The 12,671-nt window shown below is 34.1% G+C and carries 15 protein-coding genes, 1 tRNA gene and 3 pseudogenes; 9 read left to right on the top strand and 10 right to left on the bottom strand.

The window, feature by feature from the left end; genetic code table 11:
- Window positions 1-43: 43 nt before the first annotated feature.
- Both PWK10_RS13170 and PWK10_RS13165 read left to right on the top strand, forming a co-directional pair.
- A complete protein-coding gene (locus PWK10_RS13170) occupies window positions 44-397 on the top strand; it encodes an ArsR/SmtB family transcription factor (RefSeq protein WP_274766356.1) in 354 nt (117 codons plus the stop codon).
- A 63-nt stretch (window positions 398-460) separates the two neighbouring features.
- Window positions 461-2,697, top strand: a pseudogene (locus tag PWK10_RS13165) (heavy metal translocating P-type ATPase).
- A 55-nt stretch (window positions 2,698-2,752) separates the two neighbouring features.
- On the opposite strand, the gene PWK10_RS13160 reads toward PWK10_RS13165, so the two are convergent.
- The 5 genes from PWK10_RS13160 to PWK10_RS13140 form a co-directional block, all read right to left on the bottom strand.
- Window positions 2,753-2,998 carry a hypothetical protein gene (locus PWK10_RS13160; protein WP_274766355.1) on the bottom strand — a complete coding sequence of 82 codons (246 nt, stop codon included), beginning with the start codon at window positions 2,996-2,998 and terminating at the stop codon, window positions 2,753-2,755.
- Between the two features lie 77 nt (window positions 2,999-3,075).
- A tRNA-Trp gene (locus PWK10_RS13155) sits at window positions 3,076-3,151 on the bottom strand.
- Window positions 3,152-3,199: 48 nt separating this feature from the next.
- Window positions 3,200-3,250 (bottom strand): hypothetical protein, encoded by a 51-nt coding sequence (locus tag PWK10_RS13150; protein WP_274768278.1) that lies wholly within the window; start codon window positions 3,248-3,250, stop codon window positions 3,200-3,202.
- 5 nt (window positions 3,251-3,255) lie between these two features.
- Complete coding sequence (locus PWK10_RS13145) at window positions 3,256-3,405, bottom strand: hypothetical protein (protein WP_274766354.1); 150 nt, start codon at window positions 3,403-3,405, stop codon at window positions 3,256-3,258.
- The gene (locus PWK10_RS13140; protein WP_274768277.1) at window positions 3,402-3,488 is read right to left on the bottom strand and encodes a hypothetical protein; all 87 of its coding nucleotides are present in this window, start codon (window positions 3,486-3,488) and stop codon (window positions 3,402-3,404) included. The genes PWK10_RS13145 and PWK10_RS13140 overlap by 4 nt, the downstream gene beginning before the upstream one ends.
- Before the next feature lie 200 nt (window positions 3,489-3,688).
- Here PWK10_RS13140 and PWK10_RS13135 point away from each other — a divergent pair, with 200 nt between their 5' ends.
- Window positions 3,689-3,835 (top strand): DUF6485 family protein, encoded by a 147-nt coding sequence (locus PWK10_RS13135; RefSeq protein ID WP_446715256.1) that lies wholly within the window; start codon window positions 3,689-3,691, stop codon window positions 3,833-3,835.
- Window positions 3,836-3,906: 71 nt separating this feature from the next.
- Here PWK10_RS13135 and PWK10_RS13130 read toward each other — a convergent pair.
- The 3 genes and pseudogenes from PWK10_RS13130 to PWK10_RS13120 all read right to left on the bottom strand — a co-directional run bounded on the left by PWK10_RS13130 (window position 3,907) and on the right by PWK10_RS13120 (window position 6,724).
- Window positions 3,907-5,360, bottom strand: a pseudogene (locus PWK10_RS13130) (aminoacyl-histidine dipeptidase).
- A 34-nt stretch (window positions 5,361-5,394) separates the two neighbouring features.
- Window positions 5,395-6,453, bottom strand: a complete 1,059-nt coding sequence (locus PWK10_RS13125; RefSeq protein WP_274768276.1) for an MATE family efflux transporter — start codon at window positions 6,451-6,453, stop codon at window positions 5,395-5,397.
- An 82-nt stretch (window positions 6,454-6,535) separates the two neighbouring features.
- The gene (locus tag PWK10_RS13120; protein ID WP_274766353.1) at window positions 6,536-6,724 is read right to left on the bottom strand and encodes an MATE family efflux transporter; all 189 of its coding nucleotides are present in this window, start codon (window positions 6,722-6,724) and stop codon (window positions 6,536-6,538) included.
- 96 nt (window positions 6,725-6,820) lie between these two features.
- Here PWK10_RS13120 and PWK10_RS13115 point away from each other — a divergent pair, with 96 nt between their 5' ends.
- The 6 genes and pseudogenes from PWK10_RS13115 (at window position 6,821) to arcC (ending at window position 11,618) form a co-directional block, all read left to right on the top strand.
- Window positions 6,821-7,000, top strand: a complete 180-nt coding sequence (locus PWK10_RS13115; RefSeq protein ID WP_274766352.1) for a hypothetical protein — start codon at window positions 6,821-6,823, stop codon at window positions 6,998-7,000.
- A 25-nt stretch (window positions 7,001-7,025) separates the two neighbouring features.
- The gene (locus PWK10_RS13110) at window positions 7,026-7,979 is read left to right on the top strand and encodes a DUF1576 domain-containing protein (RefSeq protein ID WP_274766351.1); all 954 of its coding nucleotides are present in this window, start codon (window positions 7,026-7,028) and stop codon (window positions 7,977-7,979) included.
- A complete protein-coding gene (locus tag PWK10_RS20015) occupies window positions 7,939-8,067 on the top strand; it encodes a DUF1576 domain-containing protein (RefSeq protein WP_446715255.1) in 129 nt (42 codons plus the stop codon). The genes PWK10_RS13110 and PWK10_RS20015 overlap by 41 nt, the downstream gene beginning before the upstream one ends.
- A 323-nt stretch (window positions 8,068-8,390) precedes the next feature.
- Window positions 8,391-9,608 (top strand): arginine deiminase, encoded by a 1,218-nt coding sequence (gene arcA, locus PWK10_RS13105; RefSeq protein WP_274766350.1) that lies wholly within the window; start codon window positions 8,391-8,393, stop codon window positions 9,606-9,608.
- Between the two features lie 19 nt (window positions 9,609-9,627).
- Window positions 9,628-10,616: pseudogene (gene argF, locus PWK10_RS13100) on the top strand (ornithine carbamoyltransferase).
- Window positions 10,617-10,688: 72 nt separating this feature from the next.
- The gene (gene arcC / locus PWK10_RS13095) at window positions 10,689-11,618 is read left to right on the top strand and encodes a carbamate kinase (RefSeq protein ID WP_274768275.1); all 930 of its coding nucleotides are present in this window, start codon (window positions 10,689-10,691) and stop codon (window positions 11,616-11,618) included.
- Window positions 11,619-11,800: 182 nt separating this feature from the next.
- Here the strand turns inward: arcC and PWK10_RS13090 are convergent, their stop codons facing one another.
- Window positions 11,801-12,199: a cache domain-containing protein gene (locus PWK10_RS13090; RefSeq protein ID WP_274766349.1), complete on the bottom strand. Its 399-nt coding sequence runs from the start codon at window positions 12,197-12,199 to the stop codon at window positions 11,801-11,803.
- Between the two features lie 41 nt (window positions 12,200-12,240).
- On the bottom strand, window positions 12,241-12,612 hold the full coding sequence (locus PWK10_RS13085) for a hypothetical protein (RefSeq protein WP_274766348.1): 372 nt from the start codon (window positions 12,610-12,612) through the stop codon (window positions 12,241-12,243).
- Between the last annotated feature and the right edge of the window lie 59 nt (window positions 12,613-12,671).

Here is a 12,671-nt window from a genome sequence, read left to right as displayed (position 1 = left end):
AAAATTGAACATATGAACATATATTCATATAAGAGGTGATTGGATGGAAATAGAAAGATGTTCCTGCACAGTTGTTCATGAGGATGTTGTTGAAAAAGTTAAGAATTTGATGCCGCAGGAAGAAAGATTATATGATGTAGCTGAACTATTTAAGGTTCTTGGTGATACAACGAGGATAAAGATAATCTGTGCCCTTTTTGAATCTGAAATGTGTGTTTGCGATATTGCAGCTTTATTAAACATGAGCCAATCTGCGGTATCACATCAATTAAGAGTTTTAAAGGCTGCAAGGCTTGTAAAGTTTAGAAAGGAAGGCAAGGTTGTTTATTATTCTCTTGATGATGAACATGTAAAGATGATTTTTGATTTGGGATTGTCGCATGTTAGTGAAGAATAGGGGGATTTTTTGAAAAAGGAATTTATTTTATATGGACTTGGATGTGCCAATTGTGCGTCGAAGATGGAAGGGAAAATTAGACAGTTAAATGGTGTTAAGGATGCTTCTATAGATTTTGTAAATAAAACCCTTGCGATTGATATAGATACAGATAATTATGAAATAATATTCGATGAAATTGAAAGGATAATTTTGTCGATAGAGCCGGATATTATAATAAAAGAAAAGACTATAAAGAGAATGTTAAATAAAACCCTAATCTTAGTTGGGCTTAACTGTGCTAATTGTGCTGCTAAGATTGAAAAGGATGTAAAAAACATATATGGAGTTAAGGATGCTTGTATTAATATAAGTTCTCAAAAGCTAATACTTACGATAGATGATGAGAAAAACTGGGAGGATATTTTATCCCAAATAAAATTAATCGTCAATAAATACGAACCTAATGTTAAAGTGGAAGATAAGGAAATTAAGGTTAAAACCAATTTGAATAGAGAGACTATATTTTTAGTATTAGGAGCCTCTTTGTTTTTATTGGCATTTTTATTTAAGAATAGTTTAAGACAAGTATTATTCATTTTGTCTTATGTAATTATAGGATATGATATATTGCTAAAGGCAGTTAAAAATATAAAAAATGGACAAGTTTTTGATGAAAATTTTCTAATGTCAATTGCAACCATAGGTGCCTTTATAATAGGTGAGATGCCCGAAGCGGTTTCCGTAATGCTTTTTACAAAGTTGGTGAAACGCTTCAGGATTTAGCTGTTGAAAGGTCAAGAAAATCAATAAAAGCGCTTTTAGATATAAGACCTGACTATGCAAATTTAATGGTTGGGCATGAATTAAAAAGAGTTAATCCTGATGATGTTAAGATAGGGGATATTATCGTTGTTAAAGCTGGAGAGAAGGTTCCCCTTGATGGAATAATTATAGAAGGAAACTCAAGCTTAGATACATCTGCCCTTACAGGAGAGTCAGTATTAAAGGATGTTGTTGTGGGAGATGAGGTTTTAGCAGGGTTTATAAATAAGAGCGGAGTATTGAAGATAAAAGTAACTAAAGAATTTAAGGCATCTCAAGTTAATAAAATTTTAGAGCTTGTTGAGGGAGCAAATAGAAGAAAGGCTAAAACTGAAAATTTTATAACCAAATTTGCAAGGGTTTATACTCCGATAGTAGTTTTATTAGCCCTTTTAATAGCATGTGTTCCACCAATAATACTAAGACATCCCTTTTCTCCTTGGATATATAGGGCTTTGATTTTCCTTGTAGTATCCTGCCCATGTGCCCTAGTTATTTCAATTCCCTTGGATTTTTGGAGGAATTGGTGCAGCATCAAAAATGGAATTTTGGTAAAGGGAAGCAACTATCTTGAAGCTTTAAATTATGTCAATATGGCAGTTTTTGACAAGACTGGAACACTAACTAAGGGAAAGCTTAGGATAAAAAATATAAGGTCAGAAGGTGGAATTGATAAAGTTAAGGTTTTGGAATATGCAGCCTATGCAGAATTTTATTCTAATCATCCTATCGCACAATGTATTTTAAAAGAATATGGGGACATAGATAAGTCGAGAATAAAGGAACACAAGGAAATATCAGGATTTGGAATAGAGGCAAGGATAGACGATAATGAGGTTTTGGTTGGAAATGCAAAACTTATGATAGATAGAGGAATTAATATAAGGGAAGATTATGATGTTGGAACTAAGGTTTATGTAGCTGTAGATGGTAAATTTATAGGATGCATAGTTATTGAAGATGAAATTAAAGAGGACGCAAAGGTGACAATTGATTTCCTTAAGAAGATGGGCATTAAAACAATAATGCTTACAGGAGACCACAAAGATGTAGCATCAGATGTTGCAGAAAAGCTTGCCATTGATAACTATTATTATGGTCTTTTGCCTGATCAAAAGGTGGAAAAACTTGAGGAGCTAGAAATTCAAAAGGAAGATGGAAAAATAATTTTCGTAGGAGATGGGATTAACGATGCACCGGTTATAGCAAGAGCAGATATAGGCATTGCGATGGGAGCTTTAGGCCAAGATGCTGCCATTGAAGCTGCAGATATAGTTATTATGAACGATCAGCTTAAAAATATTTTAACTGCCATGAATATAGCAAAAAAGACTAAAAAAATAGTATGGCAAAATATTTATCTTGCTTTATTTGTCAAGATACTCGTTATGATTATGGCATCCTTTGGAATAGCAAACATGTGGGAGGCAGTTTTTGCAGATGTTGGAGTAGCCCTTTTGGCGGTTTTAAACTCAATAAGAATAACAAGAGGATAGCTTTACTGCTATCCTCTTGCTTCTATTAGATCAAGAACATTTTCAAACTTAAATTCTAATAGTATTTCTTTTTGATAACATCCCTTAGTATTCTTTCGACTGATTTATCGAGGGTTATCATGTCCTGTAAAGATGCACAGTTTCTTCCACCCAAAAGCTCCTGAATCTTTTCTGCTTCTGCATTCATAATGGCAGCAAGGCTAAATTCTTCAAGTGCAATTGATGCTAAAAGAAGATTTATAACGTCATTGTCCCTTAAGTTTATTGTAGGACTAATATCTGGTATATTAGGCATTCCCATTGCTATCCCCCTTAGTATTATGATATGAAGGAAAGCAGAAAGTGTTAATAAAAAAGCCAAGCTTTTAGCTTGGCTTTTGGCAGGGGCAGAGGGACTCGAACCCCCAACCAACGGTTTTGGAGACCGCTACTCTACCAATTGAGCTATACCCCTAAGACAATATATATTATATATTGATTTTAAATAAAAATCAATAGGAAATTAATTAATTTTGTGTCCGCAGTAAGGACAATATTTGTAATTGGTGTCAATCTCTGCTAAACAGCTTGGGCATTTTTTAGATATCCATAATCAAAGTTTAGTTCTGTTAGCTCATTATCATCGATTATAGGAGCTTTTTGTCTTTCAAGTTCCTTGCCATAATCCAATGAAATTTCAAAAATTGAATCGCAGCATCTTGAAATCAAAAATATCTAATATTCCACTTAAAAACAGGAATAAAGAAAAAATGGAACATATTATATTGTTTAATGAGTTTGTAAGAAGACATTCGGCCGCATTTTTTACAGATTACATTTCTAATCTCTTTTACCTCATCCTGCTTTGTTTCTATTCCAAATATGCCTATAAAAAACATGCTCATACCTCCCTTGAGGCTGTCTATTAATATTATAGCATAAATTCTATTGATGAATAAATTTAGGACTGATATACTAAAAATAAAAAATTTTAAAGGGGGATGTTTATGGATTGCGTTTCAAAAATCTTAAGGGCTGCACCTGCACATATACGTCATGTTCAAGAAGGGGAAAATGCTGTGAATGTGTTGCCTATCATAGAAGTAAAGGCGAAATTCCAGGATGCTTTTTACTAAAGAGGGGAAGCTACTTGGGATAGATCGATTAGGAATTTTATAAAGGATAGAGGAAAATAAGAGCCCTCTATTAGAGAGGGCTCTTATTATATAATTATTTTATTGCAGCGAGAACGTTTAGAAGATACTTCCACATTCTTTGAACTGACGATATGCTCATGTGTTCCTCTGGAGTATGAACGTCATAGAGATTTGGTCCAAAGGAGATCATATCTGCACCACCAAGTTTTTCTCCTAAAAGACCACATTCGACTCCTGCATGGATAGCATAAATTTCTGGTTCTTTCCCAAACATTTCTTTATATACGTCTATCATTATTTCTCTAATCTTGCTGTTTGGATTATACTGCCATTCTGGATAATCTGAATCTGCTATAAGCTCAATTCCAAGAACCTTTGCAACTGTTTTTGCCTCTTCTAATATAGCATATTTTAAGCTTCTTACTGAGCTTCTTACAGCACTTTCAAATCTTACTGTATTTCCTTCTGTTGCAACAACACCAAGGTTTGTTGAGCTTTCAACAAGCCCTTCGATGTGCATTGACATAGTTTTGATTCCATTTGGAATTAGCATAAGAGCTGCAATTGCCTTTTCCTTTGTTTCCTTTGAAAATACCTTTTCAACCTTTGCATTATGCTTATTTACTGAAACTGATATTGAAGGATCAGATGCACTTAGTTCATTCTTTAATATAGCATCCCATTCCTTTATTTTAGCTTCAAGTTTTTCTATATCTTTTTCTTCTATTAAAATTACAGCATCGCATTCCCTTGGAATTGCATTCATCTTTGAACCGCCGTTTATTTCAGCAAGTTCAAATTCAATATTATTTAAAGGTCATTTAAAATTCTGCCCATTATCTTATTTGAGTTTCCTCGTCCTTTATCTATTTCCATACCAGAGTGTCCGCCCTTTAGGCCTCTAATGCTTATTACATATGGGCTTAAATTTTGTGGTGCATTAATCCAATCTATATTTAAAACGTGTCTTGTTCTAACTCCACCTGCACAGCTAACAAGAAGCTTCCCTTCCTCTTCAGAGTCCATGTTTATTAATATTCTTCCGTTTAAAAGTGAACCATCAAGGGCCATAGCACCGCCCATTCCAGTTTCCTCTTCAACAGTTAATAAAACTTCAAGGGGAGGATGTGGAATATCTTTAGATGCAAGGATTGCTAAGGCATAGGCCATTGCAATTCCATTATCTGCACCAAGGGTAGTTCCTGTTGCGTATATATAATCTCCCTCTATTCTTAGTTTTAAAGGATCCTTTTCAAAGTCATGGACAGTATCCTTGTTCTTTTCACAAACCATGTCCATGTGTCCCTGCAAAATTACAGTTGGAGCATTTTCATATCCCTTTGTTCCTGGCTTTTTGATGATTATGTTGTTTGCCTTATCTTGGATTACTTCTAAATTGTGTTCCTTTGCAAAATTAACAAGCCAGTCGCTTATAGCCTTTTCGTTGCCTGAGCCATGGGGTATTTTTGTGATTTCTTCAAAATAATAGAATACTTCCTTTGGTTCTAGATGGGATAAAACTGACATAAAATTCACCTCGCAAAATAATTTTACAATTTTATTATAAATCTTTAACATCTTTAGTGTAAATATCTTTTGATTTATATAAAATTATGCTGAGGATAAATCTTACTAAAAGATCTAGTGCCATAACTATCCAAATATATATTATTCCTAATTTTAGATATTTAGATACTAATATAACTCCCGGTATTCTAATTCCCCAAAGCCCTATTAGCGCAATAAGCATGGTTACTTGAGTAAACCCGGCTCCCCTTAGGGCCCCTAAAAATACCATAGACATGTTTTGGGGAACTTGAACAAGCCCCATTATGAATAAATATAGGGCACCGATTTCTATGATGTTTTTGCTGTTTGTTAGAAGTCCCATTATTTGTTTTGGTAAGAAAATTAAAAGTATTGTAGATATACTTGTAATTAATATGGAACCCTTTAGTATTTCTTTGAAATATATTTTAGCATCCTCTATATTTTTAGCGCCTATTGCCTGTCCAATAAATGATGTTGCAGCAACTCCAAAACCTATGGCAGGCATATAGGAGATGGACTCAGCCTGAAGGCCGACTTGGTATGCAGCAAGGGCTGTTTCACCAAAGGATAGGATAAGCCTTGTAAGTATTATTGCTGCAACCTGCCATGATATAGATTCAAAGGAGGATGGGGTCCCTAAAAAATAAATCCTTTTTATAAGATTTGCTTCAAATGAAAGTTTAAAATTAAATAGTTTATTTTTCTTAATTAATAAAAATAATCCTAATAAAGATGACAATATGTAAGAAGTAACATAGGATATTCCTGCCCCTACAAGTCCAAGTTTAGGGAATCCAAATTTTCCGAAGATTAAAAGATAACTAAATATAATATTTAATATGTTCATGGAAAAGGTTACATACATAGGGGTTTTTGCATTCCCCATTCCTTGAAATATCCCGGCTGTTAAGAGCATTAGAACTATAAAGGGAATACTAAAGGAGGTTATCTTAAGATATAGGCTGGCAGAGGATAATAGGGTAGGTTTAGGATTAAATATTAAAAGAAGTGTTTTTGAATTTAAAAAAACTAATATGAAAAATAACAACGATAAAAGGGTTGAACTTATAATTCCTTGAAGGATTGTTTTGTTTAGCTTTTCAATGTTTTTGCTCCAAAAGACTGTGCAACTAATATAGTAACTCCAGTTGCTATTCCCTTAAAAGGGCCCAGATAAATTGAATTATTCTATTTGATATTCCAATTGCACTTATAGATATTTCGTCGATTCTACCTATCATAGCCATAGATATAAGTCCGGCGGTCATTTGAAGGATATTTTCTATTGTAATAGGAAGTATCATGGAAATTATTTTTCTTCTTATTTCTTTTATTTTCATATTGTCCCCCACCCTTTATAGATAAATTGTCAAAAATACAGTATAATTATAATATAATTTAATTAAAATTAATACAATTAAAATTTTTTGAGGGGGATGAAATTTGAGAAACAAATCTTTTTTGTGATTTTTATTTTTAATTTAGTTCTTTTGGTAATACCCTTTATAATTGAAAAACCTATAAAAATTATAAAGGGACTTGTTGACATTGTTAAAGAATCAGATATTTTAATTACGGATTACATTGCGGTTGGGGGATTGAAGGAGCCTTTTTAATGCCGGACTTGTTGGACTTGCAGTTTTGACATTATACAGAATAAATAGGCTTCAGATAAATGGAGCCTTGATTGCTGCCTATTTTACAACGGTGGGCTTTTCACTCTTTGGGAAAAATATAGTTAATATTTGGCCGACGATATTGGGAGTTTATTTATATTCGTTATATCAAAAGGATAGTTTTAAGAATTATATTCTTATTGCCTTGTTTGGAACCACATTGTCCCCTGCTGTTGTTCAGCTTGCCTTTTTAAATATATTAGGCAAAGCCTTTAGCATATCCTTAGGAATATTAATAGCTGTATTTATCGGATTTTGTCTTTCGCCTCTTGCAAAGTTTTCCCTAAAACTTCATCAGGGATATTGCCTTTATAATATGGGCCTTGCCGGTGGGCTTATGGCCACCATGATGATGTCTAATTTTAGGGCCTTTGGTATAGATTTTGAGAGAAAGCTCATTTTATCTACAGGTAATAACTTTAAATTTACTCTATTGTTTTCAGCAATATTTATTGCATTTATCATCTATGGACTTTTAAATGAGAGGCAGGTTATAGAAAAATATAAACTGCTTTCAAAAACTACAGGAAGACTTTATAGCGATTATTTTAATGACTTTGGAGAAGGTATAACCTTTATAAATATGGGAATGTTAGGTCTAATTTTCATTATTTATGTTCTTTTGATAAGAGGGGAACTAACTGGACCTGTAATTGGTGCTATTTTAACTATTGTTGGTTTTGGGGCCCTAGGGAAACACCTTGTTAATACTTTACCAGTTCTGTTAGGAACGGTGATTTCTTCACTGCTAAACATATGGGAATTAAATTCCCAGGCGATAATACTTGCGTCGTTATTTGGAACCAACCTTGCACCTATTGCAGGAGAATTTGGCTGGTTTTGGAATAATAGCTGGTTTTTTCCATGTTTCGGTTGTAATGAACATGAGCTATTTACATGGGGGTTTAAATCTTTATAACAATGGTTTTGCAGGAGGAATTGTCGCCATTGTTTTAGTTCCGATTTTTTCAGCAATTTTAAGAAAAAATATTGAGTATAAATATTAGACTAATTTAAAATAGAAATTTATAAAAACAACCTTGTATTGTATAAATTTATTGAGGAAACACTAATACAGTAAGGATTTTATAGCCTTGCTGTATTTTTATGCAAAAATCTTGATGCTTTTTTATTGAATTGTTTGAATATTTATAAATTTTAAAAGATTTCCAAAGCATACAAGAGGAAAAAGGATTATATTAAAGCATATAACATATATTTTCAGAAAAACGACATAAAACGATATTATTAAAAATTTTCTAACATTTTTATTTGTTATACAAACGATGTATAATGTATATGTAGTTAAAACAGCCTAGGAGGAATTGGAATGAAGCATTTTATAAATGTAACTTCTGAAATAGGGAGGCTCAAAAGGGTTCTTCTTCACAGACCTGGCCAAGAAGTTGAAAATTTAGTTCCGGAGTATCTTGGTAGGCTTTTGTTTGATGATATTCCTTATCTAAAAATTGCTCAACAGGAGCATGACAAATTTGCCGAAGTTTTAAGGGAAAACGGTGCTGAGGTTGTTTATCTTGAGGAATTATCGGCAGAAGTTTTAGATGACGAAAAGGTTAAATTAGAGTTTTTAAAAGAGTTTTTAGAAGAGAGCGGAATTACATCGCCATCCTTAAAAGAAAGCCTTATTGAGTATTTAAGCAAAATGCCAGCAAGACAAATGGTAGATAAAATAATGGCTGGCGTTAGGAAAAATGAAATAGAAGTTAAAGAACCAACATCTTTAGTTGAGCTTATGGCGGACGATTATCCATTTTATCTTGATCCTATGCCAAACCTTTATTTTACAAGGGACCCTGGTGCTTCAATTGGGAACGGCATTACATTAAACAGAATGAGGACAGAAGCAAGAAGAAGGGAGACTTTATTTTTAAAATATATAATAAAATACCATAAATCCTTTGAAGGAACACCTCTTTGGTATGACAGGTCAATGCCCTATGCTATAGAGGGTGGAGACGAGCTTGTTTTATCCGACAAGGTTGTTGCAATAGGTTGCAGCGAAAGAACTTCAGCTGAGGCAATTGAAACTGTTGCAAGAAACCTTTTTAACGCTAATACTTCCTTTGAGAAGGTTTTGGTATTTGAAATTCCAAAATGCAGAGCATTTATGCATCTTGATACTGTATTTACTATGGTTGATTATGATAAGTTTACAATACACCCTGGAGTTCAAGGACCCCTTAGCGTTTATGAGGTAACTAAGGGTGCTAATAATACGATTAAATTTAAGCACAACACAAGCCCTTTAAACAAAATACTTGCAGAAGCACTAAATCTTTCATCCGTTGAGCTTATTCAATGTGGTGGTGGAGATTTTATAATTGCAGGAAGGGAGCAATGGAACGATGGCTCTAACACACTTGCAATTGCACCGGGTGTTGTTGTAACATATGAAAGGAACTATGTTACAAATGAAATACTAACTAAAAGGGGCATAACGGTTATTACAATACCAAGCTCCGAATTATCAAGGGGACGTGGCGGCCCAAGATGTATGAGTATGCCACTTTATAGAGAAAACTTATAATAAAAAGGAGGAATAAAAAATGCCAGTAAATTTAAAAGGAAGAAGCTTTTTAACTCTTAAGGACTTTACTCCGCTAGAAATTAGATACTTACTTGATTTATCCCATGACCTTAAGGCAAAGAAAAGAGCAGGAATAAGACAAAATCTTTTAGAAGGAAAGAACATAGTTCTATTATTTGAAAAGACATCAACAAGAACAAGATGTGCCTTTGAAGTTGCAGCACTTGATGAAGGTGCACATGTTACTTTCCTTGGTGCAAATGACTCACAAATGGGTAAAAAGAATCACTTGAAGATACTGCAAAGGTTCTTGGAAGATACTATGACGGAATCGAATTTAGAGGATTTAAACAGGAAACAGTTGAACTTCTTGCTAAATACTCAGGAGTTCCTGTATGGAATGGTTTAACTGATATCGACCATCCAACACAGGTTCTTGCAGACCTTATGACAATCGAAGAACATGTTGCAAAGCCACTTAACAAGGTTAAGATGGTTTTCGTTGGAGATACTAGAAACAACATGGCTTATGCCCTAATGTATGGTGCTGCAAAGATGGGAATGCACTATGTTCTTTTAGGACCACAAGAATTATGGCCAGATTCAAAGGTTGTTGAAGAAATGAAGGAAGTTGCAAAGGAAACAGGAGCAAAGATTGAAGTTACTGATAACATAGATGAGGCTGTAAAGGGAGCAGATGTAATCTACACTGACGTTTGGGTATCAATGGGTGAAGAAGATCAAATGCCAGAAAGAGTAAGACTTTTAACTAAGTATAGAGTAACTATGGATATGATTAAAAAGACTGAAAATCCAGATGTAATCTTCATGCACTGCTTACCATCCTTCCACGACTTTGAAACAAAGGTTGCAAAGGAAGCCAAGGAAAGAGGACTTGACGTAAGAGAAGTTGAAGATGAAGTGTTTAGAAGCAGACATTCAGTTGTATTTGATGAAGCTGAAAACAGACTACATACAATAAAGGCTGTTATGGTGGCTACACTATAATAAAAGGGCAGCATAGCTGCCCTTAAATTAAACAAAGGAGAGGAGTTTATTTATGGCAAGAATAGTTGTTGCATTAGGGGAAATGCTCTTCAAGCAAATCCAAAGGATATATCAGCAGAAGCACAACTTCAAACAGCACATCAAACTGCAAAGGCTATAGTTGACCTTATCGAAGATGGCCACGAAGTTATAATCGCCCATGGAAATGGTCCACAAGTTGGACAAATTGTTGCAACTTATGAAATGGCAAACTCAGTAAATGAAAACAACCCTGTTATGCCCTTCCCAGAATGCGGTGCAATGAGCCAAGGATATATAGGATACCATCTACAACAGGCTATAAGAGAAGAAATGGTTAGAAGAAATATAAATAAGAGCATTGCTGCAATTGTAACTCAAGTTGTAGTTGATAAAAACGATCCAGGATTTAAAAACCCAACAAAGCCAGTAGGTTCCTTCTTTACAGAAGAACAAGCTAAAAAGCTCATGGCTGAAAAGGGCTATGTTATGAAGGAGGATGCTGGAAGAGGTTGGAGAAGAGTTGTTCCATCACCAATGCCAATAGATGTTGTTGAAAAGGAAATCGTAAAGACACTTGTTGAAGCAGGACATGTTGTTATAACTGTTGGAGGTGGTGGTGTTCCAGTTATTCAAAAGGAAGATGGAGCACTAGAAGGTGTTGCAGCAGTTATAGATAAAGACCTTGCTTCAGAAAAGATAGCAGAAATTCTTGATGCAGATGAGCTTATCATCCTTACTGCTGTTGAAAAGGTTGCAATTAACTTTAATAAACCAGACCAAAAGGACCTTGATACAATGACAGTTGAGGAAGCTAAGAAGTATATGGAGGAAGGCCATTTTGCTCCAGGTTCAATGCTTCCAAAGGTTAAAGCTGCTGTTATGTTTGCTGAATCAAAGGAAGGAAGAAAGGCTGTAATAACATCCCTTGAAAAGGCAAGGGAGGCACTAAAAGGATTAACTGGAACAGTAGTTACAAGATAATCAAAGTGGGTTGTCTTCTAGACACCCACTTTTGAATATAAGTCCTGTTAGGACTTTTTCTCTTTTTATATTATCTTCAATCAAATCCGCCATTTCCTTTGATATAGCGTTATCCTCCTTTAATTTTCTAAGGGCTAAAAGTCCTAAAAGCTGAAATAAAGAGGTGTATTTCCCTATATCTATTATGGTTTGATTTTGTTTTTTACAGAGTCCGCATCTTTTTGAACGATTAACGTCCATCCTGTGTCATTAACGTTAAAGTAACATCCGTAAACATCTGTCCCCCTATAATCTTTATAAGCTAGAGTCTTTGAAAAGTCTATGCTTGTTTTTACTCTTTGAAGGTCAATTTTAAGGTTACCTACAGCATCTGGAAGATGTCTTGAATCGGTAAGGAAAAGCCCGTTTTTATCGACTATAAAGGATTCTATAGTTTCGTCCTTTTCTATTGATTTCATAAGATCGTTTAAATATTCAAGGTCTATCCTTGCACATATAGCTCCAATGGAGTTATCTTCGCTAAATATCGGAACTGCGATATCAATATAAAGCTTGTTATTAACCTTTGTAACCTCCGACATTTTTTCAACTCCGCTCAGGGCATTTTTAATTACAAAGGAATTTAAAAATTCTTTTTATTGGCTGTATATCCATAGAGTATTTCATTTTTAGAATTTATAACATATATTTCCCTGTAGGCGGGTTTATTGAATTTCATGTATTCTATTATCTTTGATAATTCATTTATGTTTAAGTTTTGAAAGGCACTTAATTGTGCAAGGGCGTTAAGATCATATAAAAATTCGTTTTTCCAGTCTATAACTGAAACAAGCTGTCTTCTTGCAATTATCTCTAAAGTTTTTGCAACTCCTTCTATGCTTGTATTCATGTTTATTCGATAGAAGGAAGCACTGGTAAATAATGTTGGAATGATGGATATTACAAGGAGCAATATATATCTTAAAATCTTACAATTCTTTTTAATAAATTTCATGAAAACCACCCCTTAATATATTGTATTGTTATGCTTCACCGTTTGACATAAAGGGACAT

The sequence above is a fragment of the Caloramator sp. Dgby_cultured_2 genome, from assembly GCF_028872215.1.
GTDB lineage: Bacteria > Bacillota > Clostridia > Clostridiales > Caloramatoraceae > Caloramator > Caloramator australicus.
Note: the sequence above shows the minus strand (reverse complement) of the source record. Positions and strands in the feature narration are given on the sequence as shown.